A 22,910-nucleotide genomic window follows, 5' to 3' on the forward strand; every position below is an offset into this window, starting at 1 on the left:
AATAGCCCATGGTGACCTGCAGCAGCAACGGAATGAGGAACGGCATGCACGAGCTGCCCAGCCGCGCAAACAGGTTGCCCAGCAGCCCGATGCGCAAGGTGTCCACCGAAAACAGCCGGGGCGAAAACAAGGGGTCGGGCCGCCGCGCCGCGTGCAGCCAGTAGGCCACCAGGCTCGCCAGTCCGAAGATCATGAGCACCAGCACGCTCGCCTGCCGCAGCCCCAGGCTGGCCAGGCCATCCAGCGCCAGCGACAGCGCCACCATGCCAAAGGCGAGCATCAGGTAGCCCGCCAGATCAAACCGTGCCACCGTCGGCGCGGGTACCCCGGGCATGTAGCGCATGGTGGCGACACAGCCTAGCAGACCCACCGGCACGTTGATCAGGAAGATCCAGTGCCAGGAGGCCACCTCGACCAGCCAGCCCCCCAGCGTGGGACCGATCAGCGGGCCGATCAGCCCGGGAATGGCCACAAAACTCATGGCCTGCAAGAACTTCTCGCGCGGAAAGGTGCGCAACACCACCAGCCGCCCCACGGGCAGCAGCAGCGCGCCCCCCAGCCCCTGGAGCACCCGGGAAGCCACGAGCTGGGTCAGGCTGTGCGACAGCGCACAGAACACCGAGCCCGCCACAAAAAAGACGATGGCCAGAAAGTACACCCGGCGCGCACCAAACCGGTCGGCCACCCAGCCCGATGCCGGAATCAGCATCGCCATGGCCAGCGAATACGCAACAACCACCGACTGCATGCGCAGCGGGCTCTCGCCCAGGCTCTGCGCCATGGCGGGCAGCGCGGTGTTGACGATGGTAGCGTCCAGCGTCTGCATGAAGAAGCCGACGGCCACCAGCCACAGCAGTACTTTCTGGGAGGGTTCCTGGTGCATGGTTTGCAGGGTTTTTCAAACGAAACGAACGCGCCCCATGAAAAAACCGCCCGAAGGCGGTTGATTCAGTCAGGGGAGCAGGGCTGCGCCTGTCACGGCGCCCCTCAGGCCGAGAAGCTGGAGCCGCAGCCGCAGGTGGTGGTGGCGTTCGGGTTCTTGATCACGAACTGCGCGCCTTGCAGGTCTTCCTTGTAATCGATCTCGGCGCCCACCAGGTACTGGTAGCTCATGGCGTCAATGAGCAACGACACGCCATTCTTGGTCATCGTGGTGTCGTCTTCGTTGGTGATTTCATCGAACGTGAAGCCGTACTGGAAGCCGGAGCAACCGCCGCCTTGCACAAACACCCGCAACTTCAGGTCGGGGTTGCCTTCTTCGGCAATCAGGTCCGCCACCTTGGCCGCCGCGCTGTCCGTGAACAGGATGGGGGCGGGCATTTCGGTCTGGATGTTTTCGGCAACTGCGCTCATGGGGTACTCCGGGTTCAGGGTTTGCACGGAATACTACTGCAAACCTCTCGGGAATTCAGGTCACTGGCTGTTTGACGCTAACTTGAGTGGGGGCTTTTCCTCCACCAGCACGGCCATCGGAATCAATTGTCCTGCGATCACTGCGCCCTGGTGCATCTCCAGGGCCTTGTAATGCACATTGCCCGTGATCTGCGCCTTGGGCTGCAACTCCAGCAGTTCGCCCGCATGCACAGGGCCCAGCACCTGGCCGTTGATGATCACATGGTCGGCATGTACCGCTCCCTCGACCCGCGCCGTCTCGGAAATCACGAGGATGCTGGGCTGATCCGCCGCCGCACGGATATCGCCGACCACCTCACCATCAATGCGCATACCCTCAGCAAAATGTACATTGCCTTCGATCTTGGTGCCCTGCGCCACCAGGCTTTTGATGGGCGGCTGCTTTTTACGCGAGAACATGGTCAGGGGACTCCTTGAGGAGCAGGCGGACTGGGAGGCCCGCTTGCGGATGGAATGTGTGCCAGATCGGCTGCAGGTGGTGGAAGACGGCAGGTGACGGGCCAGCAGGGAGAGTGCGTCGGGACCTTGCCGGGGCATCACCACCAACATCACACTATTCGATGGCCATGGTCTGGCTGGTGCGGACGGTTGTTCCCTCCAGCACGCGCGCGGTCACGGTTTTTACCACGGCCTGGGGCGGCAGATCGAGCACACCCTCGACGCGGCGGTACTGCTTGACCTGCAGCGACTGGCCCTGGGGCGGCTGGGTCTGTGTCCATGGCTTGCCATCCAGAGTGCCCGCCAGCACCAACTCCAGCCGCCCGTTGAACTCCGGCGCATTGCGGGCGGCCTGGATCACCAGTACCTGCCAACGCAGCTGCATCCCGCCCAGCACCTCGGCCTGCAAGGCGCGAATGGCTAGCCCATCGGTCTTGGCGGCAGGGATCAGCTTTTCAAAGAAACCCAGGTCCTCGCGCAACGTGCGGTTGTCGGCTTCAAGCTGGCGCACCTGGGCCATCAGGCTCTCCTTGGCAGCGCGCTCGGTAGCCAGCAGGCTCTCGGCGGTCAATGCCACCGTCTGGCGCTCCTGGCCCTCTTCGCGCAGGCGGCTGATCTCCGCCTTCATATGGATCACCTCGTCACGCGAAACGGTATCAAGCCCCGCAATGGATTTGCCGAACTCGAAAGCCCACAACGCCACGGCAGCGCAGAAACCCATCACCACGGCCAGGGCCAGCCAGCGAAAGGGCCAGGGCAATGCACTGCGGATGGCCACCCGGGGGGCACTGATGGTCAACCGACGGCGAAGCAGGCGAAAGCGCATAGGCTTGAGTGGCGGACCATGGAAGGACTCCCCCCAAAAAGAAAAGAGCGCACCATAAACGAAAAAACCGCCCGAAGGCGGTTTTTTTCTGTAAAGCACTCGCGGGGAGTACCTTGCAGTGGATGCTGCCCAAGGCAACATCCGGCAGGGCCACAGCTTAACGCTTGGAGAACTGCTTGGCGCGGCGTGCAGAGTGCAGGCCGACCTTCTTACGTTCGACTTCACGTGCATCGCGGGTCACGAAGCCGGCTTGGCTCAGGACGGGCTTGAGGGATGCGTCGTAATCGATCAGAGCGCGGGTGATACCGTGGCGGGCAGCGCCAGCCTGACCGGATTCACCACCACCGTGCACGTTGATCTGGATGTCGAAGGTTTCGACATGGTTGGTCAACGCCAGGGGTTGCTTAGCAATCATGATCGAGGTTTCGCGGCCGAAGTAGGACTGGATGTCCTTGCCGTTCACCGTGATCTTGCCGGAGCCTTTTTTCAGAAACACGCGGGCGACGCTGGACTTGCGACGGCCGGTACCATTGTTCCATTCACCAATCATCTCAAGGCTCCTTAGATTTCCAGCACTTTGGGCTGCTGGGCGGTGTGGGGATGCTCTGCACCACCGTACACCTTGAGTTTCTTGATCATCGCGTAGCCAAGGGGGCCCTTGGGCAGCATGCCCTTGACAGCCTTTTCCAGCGCGCGGCCGGGGTGCTTGGCTTGCATGTCGCGGAAGTTCGTAGCCGTGATACCGCCGGGGTAACCCGAGTGACGGTAGTACACCTTGTCCAGGGACTTGGTGCCGGTGACCTTGAGTTGGGCTGCGTTGATAACGACGATGAAGTCACCGGTATCGACGTGAGGCGTGTAAATGGCCTTGTGTTTGCCGCGCAAACGGAGAGCAACTTCGCTGGCTACTCGTCCGAGGACCTTGTTGGTCGCGTCAATCACAAACCACTCGTGCACGACCTCAGCGGGCTTTGCGCTGAAAGTAGTTGTCATGAGTTTTCTCTTCAAAAGAGGGTTTGGCGGGTCCTTTTCCACGGTCGGTGCTTCTCTGAAGGAAGCCTCTTAGGTGGCAAAAAGTCTTCGCCGCGGGACCACAAAAGCGCTGCGAAGCCTTCCATTATACGAAAGAGCCATGCTTTAGCGCAATAGCACCCCAGCAATTGCCCGCAGGCAGCCTGCTAAGGTCAGTTCGGCGTCTGGCGGCGGCGCTGCTCGTCGGCCTCGTAACGGCGACGATTTTCCACGCAGACAGTTTGATTGGCCTGGGACGGCTTCTGGCATTCCTGGTGAATACACATCGGGCGGGCCAGGAAGTTGGCGTCGGCACACACCTCCAGCGGCGAGGGCAGACGGGGCGGCGGCGCGGGGCGGGGCTTGGGCTCGGCCACCACCGGAGGCGGCGCAGGCACGGGCTCTTCGTGCACCACGATAGAGGTGGGTGCAGGCTCTGCATTTGCGCGCTTGGCGGCCCGGGGGGAAGCCTTGGGCGCAGAGGCGACCACAAAAGCGGGCACGGCCGCAGTGGTCGACGCGGCGTTGGCGGACGCCACAGCGCCATCCGAGACCACTACCACTGCATCGCCCCCGGCAGCTGCAGGAGCGCTGGCTTCCACCAACGCGGAGTCTGAAGAAGCCGCTGCCGCAGGCCGCTCGGCCATCTCGGTGATGATGTCGTCGCGGAGTGGCTTGCTGCCCTGGCTCCAGCGCCAACCGGCTCCGGCCATCACAGCCACCAGGGCCGCCACCACAATGCCTGCAACCAGGGGTGAACGCCGCGGCGATTTGGAAGGCTTGCCGTTGCCGCGCACCACATCACGCTCCAGCGGCGCAGGGCGACGGTCGGCAACGCGCGGCCCGGACGCCCCCAGGGAGCGATGGTGCGGCAGGTCTTCGAAACGCGAATCGTCATCGGCCACGACGGTGTCGCCTGCATCGATGAACACCGTGTCGCCGGCGTCGGCCGCCACCGTGTCCGGGCCGGCGAGCATGACCGTATCGGCGCCAAAGTCATCGACGGCGCGACCGGGATCCGGCGCTGCCACCACCGCAGCCGCTTCGGCGCGCTGGGCTTGAGCCTGCATCTCTGCCACGATCTTGGGGGCGGAGGTCACGTCCACGGTGGGTGTGGTCAGGCCCGGGCCAGGCTGGTCGGCGGGTTCCACCCAGATGTCGCCCAGCTCCGCCCGAAAGTCGAAGTGCTGCACATCGTCCGGCGCCGAGGTCATCTCCATGGTCTGTAGGAAGGCATCAATGCTCTGCGGGCGGTCTTCGGGCCGCAGGGCCAGGGACTGAGCAATCGCCGCGACAAAAGGCGCTGAATACTCCACGCCAAACTGCCGCTTGACGGTTTTGGCGATGCGGGAGAACGACACCATGCGGTCGCGGATGGAACGCAGCGTGGCGGGCAAGGGCGTGTCGTTGGCCAGACAGCCGTGCATGACCGCCGCCAGCGAGTACAGGTCGCTCCACGGGCCCTGGCGCAGTTCCTCGTCGCCGTCGGAATACTGCTCGATGGGTGCGTAGTTCACCTTGAGCACTGCCGTGTGCTTGCGGTCCTGGTCGTTGATGGCGTGCCGGGCTGCGCCCAGGTCCAGCAGCACCGGCGGGCCGTTGTCCTGCAGGAAGATGTTGTCCGGCGAAATGTCGCGGTGCAGCGTGTTGCCGTCGTGCAGCACGCGCAGCGCGTCCAGCACCGACCACAGCAGCTTGCGCAGCCAAGCCTCGGGTGGGGGGGTGCGCATCTGGGCCCGGGCTTGCTTGAACGTCATGCCCGAGTACAGCGGCATGACCATGTAGGCCGTGTTGTTGGCCTCCCAGAAGCGGAACACCTTGACTAGAGAGGGGTGGTCAAACTGCGCCAGCAGACGGGCCTCGCCCACAAAAGAGACCAGCCCGGCCTGGAAGGTCTGCTGGTCGGACGAGGACCGTACCCAGAGCGACTGCCCCTGCGAGCGTCCGGCCAGCGCCGAGGGCATGTACTCCTTGATGGCCACCGCCCGGTGCAGGGAATGGTCAAACGCCTTGTAGACCATGCCAAAACCGCCCACCCCCAGCAACGCCAGGATCTCGAACTCCGCCAGGCGGGTGCCAGGGGGCAGCGCATCAATATGGCTGACACCACTGGCGGGGGCTGTGCTGGAGCTTGCGGTCATGGTCAGAGGACGGGGCGTGCTGGCAATTTCAAAATCAAAAGCAAATCAATGAGGGCGGCGGCGAAACGCTGGCCCCGCCGCAGGCGCGATCATGAAGCATGGCCGCCCCGAATTTGGCAACAAATGGCTAACAAAGTGCGGCGTGTCTGCCAAAAACATCACGTACACAGCCGCCACGCAGCCCCCAATTGTGCCGCGCACTGACATGGACGCTCCCCCCTCCCAGACCACACTCGTTACCATTGGGCCATGTTCAGTTATCGCCACGCCTTCCACGCAGGCAACCATGCCGATGTGCTCAAGCACACGGTCCTGATTGCCGCCTTGCAACACCTTACCGAGAAAGACGCGGCGCTGACCGTGCTGGACACCCATGCGGGCGCAGGCCTGTACCGGCTGGACGGAGACTATGCCAGCACCAGTGGCGAAGCTGCCGACGGCGTAGCCCGGCTGTTTGCACCGACCACGCCCGCCCTCACCCCGGCCCTGCAGGCCTACGTGGACATGGTGGGCGCCTTCAACCAGGGCAAGGCACTGCGCGTATACCCCGGCTCGCCCTTCATCACCCAGCGCATGCTGCGCGACCACGACAAACTCAAGCTGTTCGAGCTGCACCCCACCGACCTGCGCGCGCTGGCCGGCAACGTGGCCCAGCTGGAGGCTGGCCGCCAGGTGGCGGTGCTGCACGAAGACGGCTTTGAGGGCATCAAGAAGTTTTTGCCCCCACCTGCCCGGCGAGCCCTGGTGCTGTGCGATCCCAGCTATGAAATCAAGAGCGACTATGCCAAGGTGCTCGACATGGCGGCCGACTCCCTCAAGCGCTTTGCCACGGGCACCTATGCATTCTGGTACCCCATCATTCCTCGCCCCGAAGCCCATGATCTGCCCCGCCGCCTGAAAACGCTGACCACCAAGGCAGGCAAAGGCTGGCTGCACGCCACGCTCACGGTCAAGTCCAGCAAGATCACCGAGAACGCCGCTGGCGACACCAAGCGCCCCGGCCTGCCGGCGAGCGGCATGTTCCTGATCAACCCGCCCTACACCCTGAAGGCTGCACTCAAAGACGCCCTGCCCCAGATGGCAGAGCTGCTGGCGCAAGACAAACACGCCACCCACACACTCGAATCGGGCGGCTGAGCGGCCATGAGGCCCCGCCTGGCGTCACGGCGCCGGGCAGTCCTTGTCGTCTTCCTGAAGGGCAAACAACTCCACCGGCTTGAGCCCCAGGCCGACCATGCCCAGTGCCTCGGCAGCACCCCGGCTCAGGTCGATCACCCGGTTGCGGGTGTGTGGACCGCGGTCGTTGATGCGCACGATCACCGTGCGCCCCGTGGCCTGGCTGCGCACACACACACGCGATCCAAAGGGCAGCGTAGGGTGAGCGGCCGTGAGCGCCCGCATGTCAAACAGCTCCCCGCTGGCAGTTCGCCGCCGGTGGAACTGCGCCCCGTACCACGAAGCCAGGCCCACCTCGTCGGCAGGCAGTCCGAGGGGTGCCCCGTCGGCGGCGGTGGGCTCAGGTTTGACCGGGGGATCGATCAGCATGGCCTCACCCGGCACGGACAAAAGGTTGGGGGCCAGCGCATCCGGCTCTGCCTGCAACCCCTGGGCCTGAACAGCGGTGCAAGCGCTGCACAGCAGCCACAGACCCACCGCTCGCCGCAGCAGCACCCGCAGGGCAGCGCCGCGATGGGCCCCGGGAGGCTGTGTGCCCCCCGCCATCAGATCCCCAGCCGGCGACAGATCTCCAGCGTCGCGGCGCTTTGGTTCATTGTGTAGAAGTGCAGCGCGGGCACGCCGGCCGTGCGCAACTGGTCGCACAGGTCGGTCACAACATCCAGGCCAAACGCCTTGATGCTGGCCGTGTCGTCCCCAAACGACTGCAGGCGCAGACGGATCCAGCGTGGAATCTCGGCACCGCAGGCGTCCGAGAACCGCATCAGCTGCGTGGAGCTGGAGATCGGCATGATGCCCGGCACCACCGGCACGTCGGCGCCCAGCTGGTGGGCGTCTTCGACGAAGCGGAAATACGCGTCGCTGTTGTAGAAGTACTGGGTGATCGCGGAGTCCGCGCCCGCACGCACCTTGGTCACGTAGGCCTGCAGGTCCGCCTCGGGCGACCTGGCCTGGGGGTGCACCTCGGGGTATGCCGCCACTTCAATATGGAAATCACGGCCCGTTTCGGCGCGAATGAAGGCCACCAGATCGCTGGCGTACTGGAACTCGCCACCCGCGCCATAGCCGCTAGGCAGGTCGCCGCGCAGTGCCACCAGGCGCTTGACGCCCATGGCCTTGAGTGTTGCCAGCTGCTCGCGCACCGACTGGCGCGTGGCCCCGATGCACGAAAAGTGCGAGGCGGCCCCCACGCCTTCGGACAGGATCTCACGCACCGTGCCGAAGGTGCCTTCCTGTGTGGAGCCCCCTGCGCCATAGGTCACCGAGCAGAAGTCGGGGTGCAGGGCATACAGCTGCTGGCGCGCCACGCGCAGCTTGTCTGCCCCTTCAGGCGTCTTGGGCGGAAAAAACTCGAAACTCACCGGGAACCCGGTGCCTTGCGCGTGGGCTGCATTCATGCGGCTCTCCTTGCGTGTACAAAAAATTCTCGGTTGCCATCGCCGCCCTGGATGGGGCTGTCGATCCACGCAAACACCTCCAGGCCCAACGTGGCGCAGCAATCGCGGATGCGCTGCTCCACCACCACATACAAGGACTCGTCGCGCACGATACCGCCCTTGCCCACCTGCCCGGGTTGCAGCTCGAACTGCGGCTTGACCAGCATGACCAGGTCGCTCTGGGGCGCCAGCAACGGCACCAACGCAGGCAGCACCAGGGTGAGCGAAATGAACGACAGGTCGCCGGTCACCAGCGCAAAACTGGGGGTGATGTCCACATCGGCGCATTCGGGCCGACGGCGGCGCTCCACCGGCAGCGTGCCCTGGGCGCGCTGCGCGCGCTCAGACTTGAAGGCCTCGATGTCCTGGTCCTTGGCGTCGTCGCTGTCGTCGTACGCCTCGTCCACCAAACCGCCGTTGCGCATCCAGCTGTAGGGGGCCTCGGGTTGGGTCTCGTTGTCTTCTTCGGGCACGATGACTTCGGACAAGGCCATCTCACAAGCCTGCACCAACGCATCGGGCGTGAGCGAGCGGGCATTGACGCCTTCCACACACACCACACGCAGATCGCTGCGCAGCCGGTCGTGCAACTGGGCGTGGCCCACATCCACCCCAATCACTTGGGCAGCGCCCTGCTGCAGCAGGCAGTCGGTAAAGCCGCCTGTGCTCTGCCCGACATCCAGGCACCGCAGGCCAGCCACCGACAGGCCCAGCGCCTTGAGCGCACCTTCCAGCTTGAGCCCGCCGCGCGAGATGTACTTGGCTTCTGCATCGTCCAGCAGCTGCACCTCGGCCACTGACGGAATGTCGTCGCCGTTCTTCACCACCTTCTGCCAGGGCGCCAGCGGCGACAGGCGCCACTGCACGCCCGAGGCAATCAGGCGCTGCGCCTGCGAGCGCGTGGCAGCGTGGCCACGCTCCACCAAAAATACATCTGCGCGCATCGCGCCCATCCTTTTTTGAGTCCAATGAGCCGATAGCGCTAGTGAACTATGCGCTAGCAGCTACAAAAATAAGAGCATTCGAACCCTGCACCGCATGAGCGCACAGGGCCGCGACGACCGCCCCCCACACGGGGGCGAAGGCGCGGGTTGGCTCAATAGCGGTAGGTATTGGCCTTGTAGGGGCCTTGCTTGGACACGCCAATGTAGGCGGCCTGCTCGTCGGTGAGTTCGGTCAGCATGGCGCCCACCTTCTTGAGGTGCAGGCGCGCCACTTTCTCATCGAGGTGCTTGGGCAGCACATAGACCTTGCCGGCCTGGTACTCGTCCTGCTTGGTGAACAGCTCGATCTGCGCGATGGTCTGGTTGGCGAAACTGGAACTCATCACGAAGCTGGGGTGGCCAGTGGCGCAACCCAGGTTCACCAAGCGGCCCTTGGCCAGCAGCGTGATCTTCTTGCCGTCGGGGAAGATGACATGGTCGACCTGGGGCTTGATCTCGTCCCACTGAAGCTTCTCCAGCGACGCCACATCGATCTCGTTGTCAAAGTGGCCGATGTTGCAGACGATCGCTTCATCCTTCATGGCGGCCATGTGCTCGTAGCGGATCACGTTCTTGTTGCCGGTGGCCGACACGAAAATGTCGCACTTGTCGGCGGCGTATTCCATGGTCACAACCTTGTAGCCTTCCATCGCGGCCTGCAGGGCGTTGATAGGGTCGATCTCAGTCACCCATACCTGAGCGCTCAGCGCGCGCAGGGCTTGGGCCGAGCCCTTGCCCACATCGCCATAGCCAGCCACGCAGGCCACCTTGCCGGCGATCATCACGTCGGTGGCGCGCTTGATGGAGTCCACCAGCGATTCGCGGCAACCGTACAGGTTGTCGAATTTGCTCTTGGTCACCGAGTCGTTCACGTTGATGGCGCGGAACATCAGGCTGCCCTTGGCGGCCATTTCGTTCAGGCGCAGCACGCCGGTGGTGGTTTCTTCGGTCACGCCGATGATGTGGGCGCTCTTGCGGCTGTACCAGGTCGGGTCCACGGCCAGCTTGGCCTTGATGGCGTTGAACAGGCAGGTTTCTTCTTCGCTGGTGGGGTTGGCGATCAGCGAGGCGTCTTTTTCGGCGCGCTTGCCCAGATGCATGAGCAGCGTGGCGTCGCCGCCGTCGTCCAGGATCATGTTGGGGCCTTCGCCTTCAGTGCCGGCGGCGCCAAAATCAAAGATGCGGTGGGTGTAGTCCCAGTAATCGGCCAGGGTTTCACCCTTGACGGCGAACACGGGCGTGCCAGCGGCAGCAATCGCAGCCGCAGCGTGGTCTTGTGTGGAGAAGATGTTGCACGAGGCCCAGCGCACTTGTGCACCCAGCGCCTGCAGGGTTTCGATCAGCACGGCAGTCTGGATCGTCATGTGCAGCGAGCCGGTGATGCGTGCGCCCTTGAGCGGCTGCTTGGCTGCGAATTCTTCGCGGATGGCCATGAGGCCGGGCATTTCCGTTTCGGCGATGCGAATCTCTTTGCGGCCCCATTCGGCCAGACCGATGTCGGAGATGATGCAGTCGGTGTTGACCGGGGCGTTGACGCGTGCGTTCATGATGGTGTGCTCCAAAGCATGTTTGAAAAGCCACTGCGCGAAGGGGACGGTCGATACGACTCACCGCACGCGAAGTGGATGAGCGTCGTTGCTAGATGACTCCGAGCCTCACGCCCCGCCTGCGCTGGGGACGCTGCAACGCTCCTCGGATCGCCGGATTATAAAAGCAAGTGCCCGCCCGGCGCTACGCCACCGGTTGATTCCATCCCCCTGGCCTTGCACGGAACAGTAAAATCCCGCGTTTGCCGACCTCGTAGCCTCCCCGCAGGCCCCGGCCCCAAGATTCTTGTGCAGGGCACGCTGCCCTGCTCCATCCCATTCAGGAACCCCTGTGTCCTACGCCCCAGAAACCCGGCGCCGCCGCACCTTCGCCATCATTTCCCACCCCGACGCCGGTAAAACGACGCTGACGGAAAAGCTGCTGCTGTTCTCGGGCGCCATCCAGATCGCAGGAGCCGTCAAGGGCCGCAAGGCCAGCCGCCATGCCACGTCCGACTGGATGGAGATTGAAAAGCAGCGCGGTATCTCGGTGGCGTCATCGGTCATGCAGATGCTGTACCGCGAGCATGTGATCAATCTGCTCGACACGCCCGGCCACAAGGACTTCTCGGAAGACACCTACCGCGTGCTCACCGCCGTGGACTCGGCCCTGATGGTGATCGACGCGGCCAACGGTGTGGAAGCGCAGACGCGCCGCCTGATTGAGGTCTGCCGCCAGCGCGATACACCCATCATCACGTTCGTGAACAAGATGGACCGCGAAGTGCGCGACCCGCTAGACATCATGGACGAAGTGGAGCGCGAGCTGGGCATGCCCTGCTGCCCCATGACCTGGCCCGTGGGCCAGGGCAAGAGCTTTGGCGGCATCATCAACCTGCGCACCAAGACCATGACGGTGTTCGAGTCCGGCAGCGAACGCCGCCCACAGGACTTTGAAGCGATTCCCCTGTCCGACGAAGCCACACTGCGCGCGCGCTTCGGCGCCGAGTTTGACGCTGCGCTCGAAAGCATGGAACTGGCCGTGGGCGCATCGCCCGCCTGGGACCACGAAGCCTTCCTGGCTGGCAAGCTGACCCCCGTGTTCTTTGGCTCTGGTGTGAACAACTTCGGGGTGATGGAGGTGCTGGACGCACTGGTAGACATGGCCCCGCCGCCCGGCCCACGCGTGAGCACACTCGAAGTCAACAAGCAGCCAGTGGTCAAAACCATCCAGCCCGAGGACGAAGGCTTTGCCGGCGTGGTGTTCAAGGTTCAGGCCAACATGGATGCCAACCACCGCGACCGCATCGCCTTCGTGCGTGTGGCTTCGGGCAAATACACGCCGGGCATGAAGCTCAAGGTGCAACGCACTGCCAAGGAGTTGCGCCCCACCAGCGTGGTGACCTTCATGTCACAGCGCCGCGAGGCTGTGGAAGAAGCCTACGCAGGCGACATCATCGGCTTTACCACCCATGGCGGCGTGCAGCTGGGTGACACCATCACCGACGGCGCCAACCTGCAGTTCACCGGCCTCCCCTTCTTCGCGCCCGAAATGTTCATGACCGTGGTGCTCAAGAACCCGCTGCGCACCAAACAGCTTCAGCAAGGCCTTGCCCAGCTGGGCGAAGAAGGTGCGATCCAGGTCTTCAAGCCCGATGCAGGCGGAAACATGCTGCTGGGTGCCGTGGGCCAACTGCAGTTTGAAGTGGTGCAGCACCGCCTGAAGGCCGAATACGACGCCGACGTGCGCCTGGAAGGCTGCCAGTACACCGGCGCACGCTGGATCACTGCAGATACCCCGGCCGACCTGCGTGCGTTCACCGACGCCTACCCGCTGCGCCTGGCGCACGACGCGGCAGACACGCTGGCGTACCTGTGCACCAGCCCGTATGACGTGCGGCTGGCGCAAGAGCGGTTCCCGAAGATCCACTTCCATCCGCTGCGGGAGCATGCGGGGTTAGCGTTGCAGAAGGCGGGTTGAGCCCGCATGCAGCCTTTAGATTTTTGGCCGCTGGGAGCTCGCCGCGACCTGGTAGGCGTATTCACCGACATCGACGACACCCTCACCACCGAGGGCGCCATCACGCCCGACGCACTGCAGGCGCTGGCTGACCTGAAGGCGGCGGGCCTGGTGGTCATTCCCATCACCGGGCGGCCGATTGGTTGGTGCGAGCCTTTCATGGCGGGGCCTGCCGGTTCGACCTGGCCTGTCGATGCCATGGTGGCAGAGAACGGTGCCGTGGCATTTACCCGCAGCTCTGGCGCTCAACCAACGCTGGTCAAGCGCTACCAGCAAGACGCCGCCACGCGCAATGCCAACCAGGCGCGCATGCGTGAGATCGCCGCCCAGGTCGCTGCGGAAGTGCCAGGCGTCGCCCTGAGCCGCGACAGCGCCGGGCGTGAGACGGACCTGGCCTTTGACTACGCAGAGTTCGACCGGCACGCGCCCGACACCGTGGAGCAGGTGCTGGCTGTGCTGCAGCGCGCTGGCATGCAGACCACGGTGAGCAGCATCCACATCCATGGCTGCTTTGGGGACTTCAATAAATGGCAGGGTGCCAACTGGATCGTGCGCGAGCTGATGGGCCGCGACCTTGCGCAGGAGCTAGACCGCTGGGTGTTTGTGGGCGACTCGGGCAATGACCAGGCGATGTTCCAGCACTTCACCCACAGCGTGGGCGTGGCCAACATCGCGCGGTTTGTGCCGCAGCTCAAGCACCTGCCACGCTATGTGACGCAGGGCGAACGGGGCGCGGGGTTTGCCGAAGTGGCGCGGGCGATCCTGGCGGGCCGCTAACCGTCAGCGAAGCAAGCGCAGCAAGCAACAGGGCGCAGTCGCCACAGCCCCTGGCTGGTTCACGCAACGGGGCCAGCGCCCCCGGGACGGCACAGTGCACGCAAGACCGCCAGAAAGCAGTTTTGACAAGAAACGCCCGCTTGCGCTAGTGGAATATGCCGTGGCAGCTATTATTTTAATAGCAATGCCATCAAGCCTTGAGGAAGATATCGGTATCTGGCGCAAAACACGCATGCAGCGGCAGCAGCGCTCCGCCCAGCGCGCGGGCGTCCGAGCCCATGGTGCCCAGCTCCAGCCGGGGGGGCTGGTGCAGGCCTTCCCAGTTGTAGTCGGCCAGCGCGTGGCGGGCGCCTTCGCACAGGGCCTGCAGCAGCTCAGGGGCTGCGGCGCCATCGACCACCACGGCATCCAGGTCCAAAAACGCCGTGGCCGAGACGATGCAGTGCGCCAGGCCGGCCGCAGCGCGCGCAATCCAGCCCCGGCTGTGTTCCAGCCACGGGGCCTGCAGCACACGTTTGTCGTAGGCGGCCATGGGGTCCAGGCCATGTTCGCGAAAGCGCTGCTCCAGCTCCCACAGCGAGGCCTGGCTGATGAGCTGAGCAGGGGGCAGGCCCGGCTGGGCGGGTGACAGCGGCAGCGAGGCCACGGCGCCCGCGTTGCCATGCAGGCCCCGGTGCAGGTGCGAATTGATGACCAGCCCGCCGCCCACAAAGGTGTCCATGAACAGGTACAGAAAACTCGGGATGTCGCGCCCGCGCCCCTGCAGCAGCTCGGCCACGCAGGCGGCGGAGGTGTCCTTGGCAAAACTCACGGGCAACTCGGTCATCTGCTGCACCTGCTCGGCCAGGTCGATGTTGTTCCAGGCTTCGGACTGCGCCTCGGTCAGCCCCAGCATGCGGTGCCAGCCGCCGAGCTGGAACGGCGCGGCCACGCCCACACCCACCACGCGCGAGCGCAACGGGCCCAGGCCGTCGAGCAGTTGGTTGAGGTGCGTGCGGATGGCGGGCAGCAGCACGTCGATGTCAGGGAAGGCGTAGTCGAGCACGATGCGCTCGCGCACATGGCCGGTGAAGTCCACCAGCAGCCAGTCGGCGCTGCGGCGGCCGATCTTGATGCCGATGGCAAAGGCGCCGTCGGGGTTCAGGCCAATCGGCACCGAAGGCTGGCCCACACGGCCGCGCACGGGCGCTTCGCGGCGCAGCAACTGGTCTTCGTCGAGCCGGGCGGTAATCAGGCCGATGGTCTGCGCCGTCAGGCCCGTGACCCGCGCCATCTCGGCCTTGGCCAGGCTGCCGTGGGTGCGCAGCGCCTGCAGCACCACGCGCTCGTTGAACTGGCGCAGCCCCACGTGGTTGGAGCCACGCTGGCGCAGCAGCGCGGGGCTGGCGGCGGTGTTGTCAACGGCGGGTGGAGATGCGTCGGTGTCCAGCATGGTGATGAAGCGGTCAGGCGTTCAGAGTGTCGCCGATGACGCCCTTGCGCAGCAGGAAGTTGCCCCAGGGCTGCAGCTCGCCAGTGACCACGATGGCATAGGCCTTCTTGACGCGCTCGTAGAACGCAAAACGCTCCACGCCTTCGGCCTGCTCACTGGCCACGCCCTCGCGCGCCAGCACGTCCATGGTTTCGCGCTGCAGGGCTGAGCGGTACGGCACCTCGGTGCCACCCACCTGCATGTAAGCCACGGGGTGCGACACATCTTGCGCCAGCGGCAGCACGCTGGCCACGGCCTGCACAGCGCGCGCCATGCCAATGCCGGGCAGGCGCAGCACGGGCTTGCTCGCGCCCAGGCTCATGGCGGTGAAGTTGGCGTCGGCCAGCACGATGGCGTCGTCGTGGCCCATCTCGGCCAGCACCTTGAGCAGGTCGGGGGTCAGCAGAGGGTCAATGTTCTTGAGCATGGCGTTGTCTTCAGGCAAGGCATTCGGCGGGGAGGTCAGAGGCCGCCATGGCCCCCGTCATCACAGCCACGGTGTCGCTCATGCTGATCTTCTTGGGGTTAACCACCGCCGCACGTTTGCCCAGGCGGGCGATGTGGATGCGGTCGGCAATCTCGAACACATGGGGCATGTTGTGGCTGATGAGAATCACGGGCAGGCCCTTGTCGCGCACGCGGCGGATCAGCTCCAGCACCATGTTGCCCTCCTTCACGCCGAGAGCGGCGGTGGGCTCGTCCATGATGACCACGTGCCGCGCAAAGGCCGCGGCGCGCGCGACAGCCACGCACTGGCGCTGGCCGCCCGAGAGCGTCTCGACCGCCTGCGTCATGGAGCGGATGCCGACCTTCAGCTCGGCCATGCGGGCAATGCTTTCTTCCAGCATCTTTTTCTTGTCGAGCATGCGCAGCACGCTGCCCAGAAAGCCGGGGCGCAGCAGCTCACGGCCCAAGAAAAGGTTCTCGGCAATCGTCATCGCTGGGGCCACAGCCAGGTCCTGGTACACGGTTTCGATGCCCGCTTTGCGTGCGTCGATGGGGCTCTTGAACTGGATGCGCTGGCCGTCGAGCAGTATCTCGCCTTCGTCTGGCACCGTGGCACCCGACAGCGCCTTGATGAGGCTCGACTTGCCAGCGCCGTTGTCGCCGATCACGGCCAGGATCTCGCCCGCGCGCAGTTCAAAGTCGACACCATCGAGCGCGACGACTTGCCCATAGCGCTTTACCAGACCCTTGGCCTGCATCACCAGCGGGGCAGTCGTTTGAGTGGAATTCGTCATCACCGCACTCCTTTGCGCGAGAGTTGGTCGGTGGCCACGGCCAGGATCACGAGGATGCCGGTCACCAGGATCTGGTACACCGACGACACGCCCATCAGCGTGAGCCCATTGCGGAACACGCCCACAATCAGCGCCCCCACCAGCGTGCCCAAAATCATGCCGCGCCCGCCAAACAGGCTGGTGCCGCCCAGCACCACGGCGCTGATGGCGTCCAGGTTCTCGGTCTGGCCCGCGTTCGGGTCGCCCGCACCGGTGCGGGCCACCGACAGCACCGACGCGATGCCGTAGAACAGGCCGGCCAGCACATACACGCCCAGCAACACCTTGTCGGTGGCAATCCCGGTGAGTCGCGTGGCCTCGGGGCTGTTGCCCACGGCGTACACATGGCGGCCGGGCGCGGTCTCGCGCAGCGCAAACCAGGTGACGAGGTAGAGCACCAGCATGAGCACAGCCCCCCACACGATGGCCGTCTGCCCCAACTGGAAGGTGTTGCCCAGCGCGGTCATGCCTGCCGGAATGTCGGTGATGGTCTGCGCGCCCGAGTACAGCTGCGTGGCGGCAAACGCGATGTTGAGCGTGCCCAGCGTGACGATGAAGGGCGGCAGCTTGATCTTGGTGACGAGCAAGCCGTTGATCAAGCCAAACAGCATGGTCACCGCCATGCCGCAAGCAATCGCCACGGGAGCCGAGAGGCCGTAGTCCGCCGCCATCTTGGTCATCACGATGCCGCCCAGCGCCATCACCATGCCACACGACAGATCAATGCCCGCCGTGAGGATCACCAGTGTCTGGCCGATGGCAATGACCGCCACCACCATGACCTGCTGCAGGATGAGCGCGAAGTTCTGCGCCGACAGAAAACGCTCGCTCTGCGTGGCAAAAAAGGCGCACGCCAGGATCAGCGCGATGAACGGCCCCAGCGTGGCCAGCGGTGGTAGTTTGGAAGCGGTCGAGGACATGGCGGCTCCGTGCGGGTGGACAAAGGTGGCGCTCAGAAAGCAGTTGACGGTTGGGAGCCGATCGCAAAACTCAGCGAAGCGGTTCTGGCTAGGCGCTGCGTCGCAGGCAGTACGGTAGTACGACAAGACGCAGCAACGACGCCAGAAGAGTTTTTCGAACGGCTCTTACTTGGCGCCCCAGCACAGGTCGGTGCCGGTCTTCACATCCTTGCTGTCCACGCCCGCCATGGGCTTGGCAGCGATCAGCGTCACGCCCGTGTCGGTGTAGCCGCTGACCTTCTTGCCGGTCTTGGCGTATTCCACGCCAGCCGCCACACCCATCGCCGCCATGCGCAGCGGGTACTGCTGGCTGGTGGCGGCGATCACGCCCTTGCCTACGTCGGCGATGCCCGCGCAGCCACCGTCCACCGAGACGATGAGCACATTCTTCTCCTTGCCTGCGGCCTTGAGCGCGTTGTAGGCACCGGCGGCGGCGGGCTCGTTGATGGTGTAAACGATGTTGATGTCAGGGTTCTTCTGCAGGCAGTTTTCCATGCCGGTCTGGCCCTTGGCCCGGTCGCCAAAGCTGTCGGCCATGCAGACCACTTCGGCGGGGCGCGACAGCTCATTGCTCTTGGCATCGTTCGCCTGCAGGCCAAAGCCTTTCAGAAAGCCGTTATGCCGCTGTGCGCCCACGGGGTGGCCGGGGAACAGGTCCAGCGTGGCAATCACGGGCTTCTTGCCCGCAGCGGCGGCCTTGGCGTACTGGCCGATCAGCTCGCCAGCCTTGTAGTTGTCGGTGGCGAACAGGGCGTCGGTGGCATCCATGGGCTCGGTGGGACTGTCGAGCGCAATCACCATCACGCCCTTGGCCTGGGCTTTCTTGATGGCGGGCACGATGGCCTTGGCGTCGCTGGGCGTGATCAGGATGGTCTTGGCGCCGGCGGCGATCAGGTTCTCCATGGCCGTGACCTGGCCCGCGTTGTCGCCATCGGTCTTGCCTGCGGCCGACACCAGCTTGGCGCCCAGCTTCTTGGCCTCGGCCGTGGCGCCCTCTTTCATCTTCACGAAAAAGGGGTTGGTCTCGGTCTTGGTGATGAGACCGATGACGGGCTCGGACGCTTGTGCCTGGGCCAGGCCACAGGCCAGGGCGCCGGTGAGGGCAAGGGCAGAAAGCGCGAAAGCGGGGGTGCGTTGCATGGCGTTGTCTCCGGGTTGTGGGATGGCAGATTCCTGTCGGCCCGGTGCTGCGCGGCTGGCAGGTGAACCACTCTTGTCGGGTGGATGGGATCGAACTATAGTGGCCGACAAGTTAATAAATCAAGTGGATTTACTTATGGTTTTCCCTATCCAGTCCGCCAGTTCTGCCCCCGCCCACACCGCGCCGTCGCTGCGTGTGGCCACGGCGGGCGAGGCCTTGTTCGACCTGATCGAAGAACCTGATGGCCGCCTCAAGCCCTGCGCGGGCGGCGCGGTCTACAACCTCACGCGGGCACTGGGACTGCAGGGGGTGGGCACGCAGTACCTCAACCCTCTGTCGGGCGACCTGCTGGGGCGACAACTGGCGCGCGGCCTGAACGATGCGGGCGTGGCCCTGGCCGCCCCCACACCGGTGCGTGCGCCCAGCGCGCTGGCGCTGGCCGCACTGGATGCCGAGGGCAAGGCCAGCTACAGCTTCTACCGCGATGGCGTGGCGGACCGCCAGGTGACGGCAGCCGCTCTGACGGCCGCCTGCGCTGCGCTGCCTGAGCTGCAGGTAGTAGCCACGGGCTGCCTGGCGCTGGTGGCGCAGGACGCCGCCATCTACCTGCCCTGGCTGGCAGCGCAGCGCGCAGCGGGCCGCATGGTGGTGGTGGACGCCAACCTGCGCCTGTCGGCCGTGGACGATGCCGACGCCTATCGCGCCAATGTGATGGCCGCCCTGCAGCACGCCCACCTCATCAAGGTGAGCGACGATGACCTGGAGGCTCTGGCCGTGCCGGGTGCCAATGCCCTGGAGCGCGCCCACTGTTTGCAGCAACAGACACAGGCCCAATGGCTCGCCCTGACCCTGGGGCCGGAAGGTGCCTGGCTGCTGCAGGGTGATGGCTTGGCCGTGCATGCGCGCGAGGAGGCACCGATCACGGTGGTGGACACGGTGGGTGCAGGTGACTGCTTTCTGGCAGGTTTGATCACTGCCCTGCTGGCAGGGCCCGAGCGTGGCGAAGAAGCGTTGGCCCTGCGCACGGGTGGCCTGACGGCGCCCGTCCCAGAGACCCGGTTGCGGGCCGTGCTGCACCACGCGCTGGCCAGCGCCAGCCACTGCGTGGAGCGCGCGGGCTGCACGCCACCCCGTTACGAAGAGGTACGCCAGCGGCTGTCGCTGCGGGGCGCAGCTACCGCAGCGGGCCGATAGCCCTTACTCGGCGGGTTTGGCGGTCGGCTTGCGGGACCGGCTGCGCGGGCGTGCAGCGGGCGACTTGGCTGGTGCGGCACCTTCTGCCTCCGTGGCGGGGGCCTCGGCTGCCGAAGCTGGCGCCTCGGCCCTGGCGGCATCGCCAGCATCCGCCACGGCACGCGCACCACGCGCGCGGGGCGTGGAGGCAGCCTTGGGGGAGCTGGCAGCTGGCTTGGCGCCATTACCATTGCGCGCGCGGCTGCGGCGAGGGGCGACGGCCTCGGCCCCATCGTTCTCAGAAGGCATCTGCTCTACTGGGACCTCGGTACCCTCGAACACCTCCGAGCGCGCATCCTGCTCAGGAATTCCATCAACCGCCCGCTCCAGTGGCGCGGCCTCGGGGGTCACGGGCTGGCTGAAATAGCGGCTGGCCGGGCGTTCTGACGGAGCATCAGTCTGCTCAGACTCCTGTGGCTCATGGTATGCGTCATTGCGCGACTCGTTGCGCTGCGTGGAGCGCGTGTCTGGGCGGTCTGCGCCCTCGCTGCGGCGCCCTCGGTTCCGCCCCGAAGGCCCCTGCACTTCGACACCGTCAGAACGCAGGTCGGGCGCCGTCGCCACCGCATGAAAGTCATGCCGCGTGGCACCACCCTGGATGGCACGCTCGCCCGTCGCCTCAGACCGTACGGGTGCCGCCGCTGCAATGGGTTGGCCATGGCTGCGGAACACATACGCACCCGATTTTTCGTCGCGCCCAAACTCCAGCAGCCCACGGGCCTGCGCTTCCTCCAGCAGGTTGCCAAAGGTGCGGAAGCCATAACGGCCCTCGCTGAAATCGGGCTTGCGGCGCTTGATGGCCTCCTTGAGCACCGAGGCCCAGATCTTGCCGGTGTCGCCGCGCTCAGACAGCAGGGCCTCAAACGTCTCGGCCGCCAGCTCCACGCCCTGGGCGCGGCGCGCGTCCTGCGTTTCCTTGCGGCTGCGCTCCTCCTCGGGGCTGCGGCGCGGTGCGGGTGGCGGGTTGCTACCGGGGGTTTGGCGTCGTGCCTGGGCGCGCTGGTTCTCACGCACCAGATCGTCGTAAAAGATGAACTCGTCGCAGTTGGCGATCAGCAGATCGGACGTGGATTGCTTCACACCCACGCCGATCACCTGCTTGTTGTTCTCGCGCAGCTTGGACACGAGAGGCGAAAAATCCGAGTCGCCGCTGATGATGACGAAGGTGTTGACGTGCGACTTGGTGTAGCAGAGGTCCAGCGCGTCCACCACCAGGCGGATGTCGGCCGAGTTCTTGCCCGACTGGCGCACGTGGGGGATTTCGATCAGCTCGAAATTCGCCTCGTGCATGGTGGCCTTGAAGCCCTTGTAGCGCTCCCAGTCGCAATAGGCCTTCTTGACCACGATGGAGCCCTTGAGCAGCAGTCGCTCCAGGATGGGCTTGATGTCGAACTTTTCGTACTGCGCATCGCGCACGCCCAGGGCGACATTTTCAAAGTCGCAGAACAGGGCCATGCTGATGCTGTCGGAGGGGGATGCCATATCGTGTGTGAGTTCCGTTCAATGCTGCGGATCATCACACGGAACGCATTGCTCCCTCCGAAGGGAGTGGCATCAGGTGGGCTTGGCCAAGCCCAATTTCTCTACCAGCGCCTTCTCGCGCGTGAATGTGTCCTGCGCAAACTTCTTGTACGCCGACGTGCTCATGTACATCGGCACCATGTCATAGCGCGCCAGGGCCGTGCGGTAGCTCTCTTGCTCCATGGCCTGCTTGAAGGCGTCGTGCAAACGCTTGACCACCGCATCGGGCGTGCCCTTGGGTGCGCCGATGCCAAAGGGCGAGTTCTGCACCAGGTTCAGGCCCAGCTCCTTGAGCGTAGGCGCATCGGGGAACTTGGCCAGGCGCTCGGCGCCCCAGGTGTTGAGCACGCGCAGCTTGCCCGCCTCGACCTGGGGTGCAAAGCCCGTGGAGTCGGCCGCCGCCATGATCTGCCCGCCCAGGATGGACTGCATGAGGTCGGCGCTGCCCTTGTAGGGCACGTGCAGCAGCTCAATGCCCAGCTGCTGCGCGATGAGCTCCATCGTCAGGTGTGGGCTGGTCATGGTGCCGGTGGAGCCGTAGCTGAGCTTGCCAGGGTTGGCCTTGGCCCAGGCCACGAAGTGCGTCCAGGTCTTGAGGGGCGAGTCGGCGGGCACCACCAGGCCAAAGGCATAGCCGGTGACATTGAGCACGTAGCTGATGTCCTTGACCGGGTCCCAGTTGATCTTGGTGGTGTAGGGCAGGCGGAACACGCCCAGCGGAATCTGCGCCACCGTGTAGCCATCGGCCGCTGCACTTTGCAGCTGCTGCGCAGGCAAGGTGCCACCCGCGCCGGGCTTGTTCTCGACGATCACGGGCTGGCCCAGGATCTTGCTGGCGTTGTCGGCCAGCGACCGCATGGTGATGTCGGTGGGGCCACCGGCCGGGAAGGCGATGACCAGCTTGATGGGCTTGTTGGGAAAGCTCTGGGCCTGCGCCATGAATGCAGGGGCGGCGAGGCTGGCGGCTCCCCATTGGATGATCTGGCGACGTTGCATGGCGGGGCTCCTGAAAATGCAAAAACAAAGACTTCTCCATTGAACTGCAGCCGCCTCCATCACGGCATGCGGAAACCCCCTAGCTGCTGTCGCCCAGGTGCCAGCGACGCCGCCAGCAGCGCCGCATCAGGCCTTGTAGGTGGACAGCAGAATGCTGGTTTCGGTGTTTGCAATGCCGGGGGTGAGGCGGATGCGCCCCAGCGCGGCATCGAACGCTTCCAGGCTCTCGGCACGCACCTCGGCCACGATGTCCCAGCGGCCATTGGTGGTGTGCAGCGTGCCCACCGTGGGCTCGCCGCGCAGCGCGCGGATGACGGCGGGGGCGGCATTGCCTTCGACCGCAATGCTCATCCATGCACGGATGCGCTGCGGCTCGGAATCCGGCCGCAGGCGCACGGTGTAGCCGGTGATGACGCCGCTCTCCTCCATCTTGTGCAGGCGGTTCTGCACTGTGCCGCGCGATACGCGCAGCTTTTGCGCCAACGTGGCCACAGGGGTGCGCGCATCGGCGCGCAAGATGCTGATGATTTCGCGGTCGGTGTCGTCGAGCTTGGTCATAGTG

General features: G+C 65.0%; 23 protein-coding genes and 1 riboswitch. Of the genes, 4 read left to right on the forward strand and 19 right to left on the reverse strand.

Translation table 11 applies throughout. The features are described from left to right. The 7 genes from ISS20_RS10965 to ISS20_RS10995 all read right to left on the reverse strand — a co-directional run. Positions 1–883: MFS transporter (locus ISS20_RS10965; RefSeq protein WP_291436513.1), on the reverse strand; the 883-nt coding region annotated here is incomplete at its 3' end. A 104-nt stretch (positions 884–987) separates the two neighbouring features. Next, the gene (gene erpA, locus ISS20_RS10970; RefSeq protein WP_008907234.1) at positions 988–1,353 is read right to left on the reverse strand and encodes an iron-sulfur cluster insertion protein ErpA; all 366 of its coding nucleotides are present in this window, start codon (positions 1,351–1,353) and stop codon (positions 988–990) included. Positions 1,354–1,413: 60 nt separating this feature from the next. Then, positions 1,414–1,812 (reverse strand): polymer-forming cytoskeletal protein, encoded by a 399-nt coding sequence (locus ISS20_RS10975; protein ID WP_056057955.1) that lies wholly within the window; start codon positions 1,810–1,812, stop codon positions 1,414–1,416. A 154-nt stretch (positions 1,813–1,966) separates the two neighbouring features. After that, positions 1,967–2,677, reverse strand: coding sequence for a DUF6776 family protein (locus tag ISS20_RS10980; RefSeq protein WP_291436516.1), 711 nt, complete (start codon positions 2,675–2,677; stop codon positions 1,967–1,969). A 157-nt stretch (positions 2,678–2,834) separates the two neighbouring features. Next, complete coding sequence (rpsI, locus tag ISS20_RS10985; RefSeq protein WP_005798582.1) at positions 2,835–3,227, reverse strand: 30S ribosomal protein S9; 393 nt, start codon at positions 3,225–3,227, stop codon at positions 2,835–2,837. 11 nt (positions 3,228–3,238) lie between these two features. Further along, on the reverse strand, positions 3,239–3,670 hold the full coding sequence (rplM, locus tag ISS20_RS10990; protein WP_015015720.1) for a 50S ribosomal protein L13: 432 nt from the start codon (positions 3,668–3,670) through the stop codon (positions 3,239–3,241). A gap of 191 nt (positions 3,671–3,861) precedes the next feature. After that, positions 3,862–5,829 carry a serine/threonine-protein kinase gene (locus tag ISS20_RS10995; protein ID WP_291436517.1) on the reverse strand — a complete coding sequence of 656 codons (1,968 nt, stop codon included), beginning with the start codon at positions 5,827–5,829 and terminating at the stop codon, positions 3,862–3,864. A gap of 249 nt (positions 5,830–6,078) precedes the next feature. Between ISS20_RS10995 and rlmJ the strand changes: the two genes are divergently transcribed. Beyond that, positions 6,079–6,966: a 23S rRNA (adenine(2030)-N(6))-methyltransferase RlmJ gene (rlmJ, locus tag ISS20_RS11000; protein ID WP_291436518.1), complete on the forward strand. Its 888-nt coding sequence runs from the start codon at positions 6,079–6,081 to the stop codon at positions 6,964–6,966. Between the two features lie 24 nt (positions 6,967–6,990). Here the strand turns inward: rlmJ and ISS20_RS11005 are convergent, their stop codons facing one another. From ISS20_RS11005 to ahcY, 4 genes are all read right to left on the reverse strand, one after another. Further along, complete coding sequence (locus ISS20_RS11005; RefSeq protein ID WP_291436519.1) at positions 6,991–7,551, reverse strand: septal ring lytic transglycosylase RlpA family protein; 561 nt, start codon at positions 7,549–7,551, stop codon at positions 6,991–6,993. Then, positions 7,551–8,402, reverse strand: coding sequence for a methylenetetrahydrofolate reductase [NAD(P)H] (gene metF / locus ISS20_RS11010; RefSeq protein ID WP_291436520.1), 852 nt, complete (start codon positions 8,400–8,402; stop codon positions 7,551–7,553). The genes ISS20_RS11005 and metF overlap by 1 nt, the downstream gene beginning before the upstream one ends. Beyond that, positions 8,399–9,385, reverse strand: a complete 987-nt coding sequence (locus ISS20_RS11015) for a TlyA family RNA methyltransferase (protein ID WP_291436522.1) — start codon at positions 9,383–9,385, stop codon at positions 8,399–8,401. The genes metF and ISS20_RS11015 overlap by 4 nt, the downstream gene beginning before the upstream one ends. Before the next feature lie 152 nt (positions 9,386–9,537). After that, positions 9,538–10,971, reverse strand: a complete 1,434-nt coding sequence (gene ahcY, locus ISS20_RS11020) for an adenosylhomocysteinase (protein WP_291436524.1) — start codon at positions 10,969–10,971, stop codon at positions 9,538–9,540. Positions 10,972–11,044: 73 nt separating this feature from the next. After that, positions 11,045–11,124: riboswitch (S-adenosyl-L-homocysteine riboswitch) on the reverse strand. 178 nt (positions 11,125–11,302) lie between these two features. Between ahcY and ISS20_RS11025 the strand changes: the two genes are divergently transcribed. Continuing rightward, positions 11,303–12,931: a peptide chain release factor 3 gene (locus tag ISS20_RS11025; protein WP_291436525.1), complete on the forward strand. Its 1,629-nt coding sequence runs from the start codon at positions 11,303–11,305 to the stop codon at positions 12,929–12,931. A gap of 6 nt (positions 12,932–12,937) precedes the next feature. Further along, positions 12,938–13,747 carry an HAD family hydrolase gene (locus tag ISS20_RS11030; RefSeq protein ID WP_291436527.1) on the forward strand — a complete coding sequence of 270 codons (810 nt, stop codon included), beginning with the start codon at positions 12,938–12,940 and terminating at the stop codon, positions 13,745–13,747. A gap of 190 nt (positions 13,748–13,937) precedes the next feature. On the opposite strand, the gene ISS20_RS11035 is transcribed toward ISS20_RS11030, so the two are convergent. From ISS20_RS11035 to ISS20_RS11055, 5 genes are all read right to left on the reverse strand, one after another. Continuing rightward, a complete protein-coding gene (locus tag ISS20_RS11035) occupies positions 13,938–15,179 on the reverse strand; it encodes an ROK family transcriptional regulator (RefSeq protein ID WP_291436529.1) in 1,242 nt (413 codons plus the stop codon). A gap of 13 nt (positions 15,180–15,192) precedes the next feature. Continuing rightward, positions 15,193–15,645, reverse strand: coding sequence for an RbsD/FucU domain-containing protein (locus tag ISS20_RS11040; RefSeq protein WP_291436531.1), 453 nt, complete (start codon positions 15,643–15,645; stop codon positions 15,193–15,195). 10 nt (positions 15,646–15,655) lie between these two features. Then, complete coding sequence (locus tag ISS20_RS11045) at positions 15,656–16,459, reverse strand: ATP-binding cassette domain-containing protein (protein ID WP_291436533.1); 804 nt, start codon at positions 16,457–16,459, stop codon at positions 15,656–15,658. Next, positions 16,459–17,418 (reverse strand): ABC transporter permease, encoded by a 960-nt coding sequence (locus ISS20_RS11050; RefSeq protein ID WP_055393070.1) that lies wholly within the window; start codon positions 17,416–17,418, stop codon positions 16,459–16,461. Before ISS20_RS11050 ends, ISS20_RS11045 begins: the two co-directional genes overlap by 1 nt. 165 nt (positions 17,419–17,583) lie before the next feature. Further along, positions 17,584–18,597 (reverse strand): sugar ABC transporter substrate-binding protein, encoded by a 1,014-nt coding sequence (locus ISS20_RS11055; protein WP_291436537.1) that lies wholly within the window; start codon positions 18,595–18,597, stop codon positions 17,584–17,586. Positions 18,598–18,733: 136 nt separating this feature from the next. Here ISS20_RS11055 and ISS20_RS11060 point away from each other — a divergent pair, with 136 nt between their 5' ends. Continuing rightward, positions 18,734–19,792, forward strand: a complete 1,059-nt coding sequence (locus ISS20_RS11060) for a PfkB family carbohydrate kinase (RefSeq protein ID WP_291436538.1) — start codon at positions 18,734–18,736, stop codon at positions 19,790–19,792. A 3-nt stretch (positions 19,793–19,795) separates the two neighbouring features. Here ISS20_RS11060 and ISS20_RS11065 read toward each other — a convergent pair whose 3' ends face one another. The 3 genes from ISS20_RS11065 to ISS20_RS11075 form a co-directional block, all read right to left on the reverse strand. Next, the gene (locus ISS20_RS11065) at positions 19,796–21,313 is read right to left on the reverse strand and encodes an NYN domain-containing protein (protein WP_291436540.1); all 1,518 of its coding nucleotides are present in this window, start codon (positions 21,311–21,313) and stop codon (positions 19,796–19,798) included. A 72-nt stretch (positions 21,314–21,385) separates the two neighbouring features. Beyond that, entirely contained in the window at positions 21,386–22,348 is a 963-nt protein-coding gene (locus ISS20_RS11070) for a tripartite tricarboxylate transporter substrate binding protein (RefSeq protein WP_291436542.1), read from the reverse strand. A 126-nt stretch (positions 22,349–22,474) separates the two neighbouring features. Continuing rightward, on the reverse strand, positions 22,475–22,906 hold the full coding sequence (locus ISS20_RS11075; RefSeq protein WP_015015737.1) for an Lrp/AsnC family transcriptional regulator: 432 nt from the start codon (positions 22,904–22,906) through the stop codon (positions 22,475–22,477). Positions 22,907–22,910: the final 4 nt, after the last annotated feature.

Origin of the sequence: Acidovorax sp. (genome assembly GCF_016783915.1) — a bacterium.
GTDB lineage: Bacteria > Pseudomonadota > Gammaproteobacteria > Burkholderiales > Burkholderiaceae_C > Acidovorax.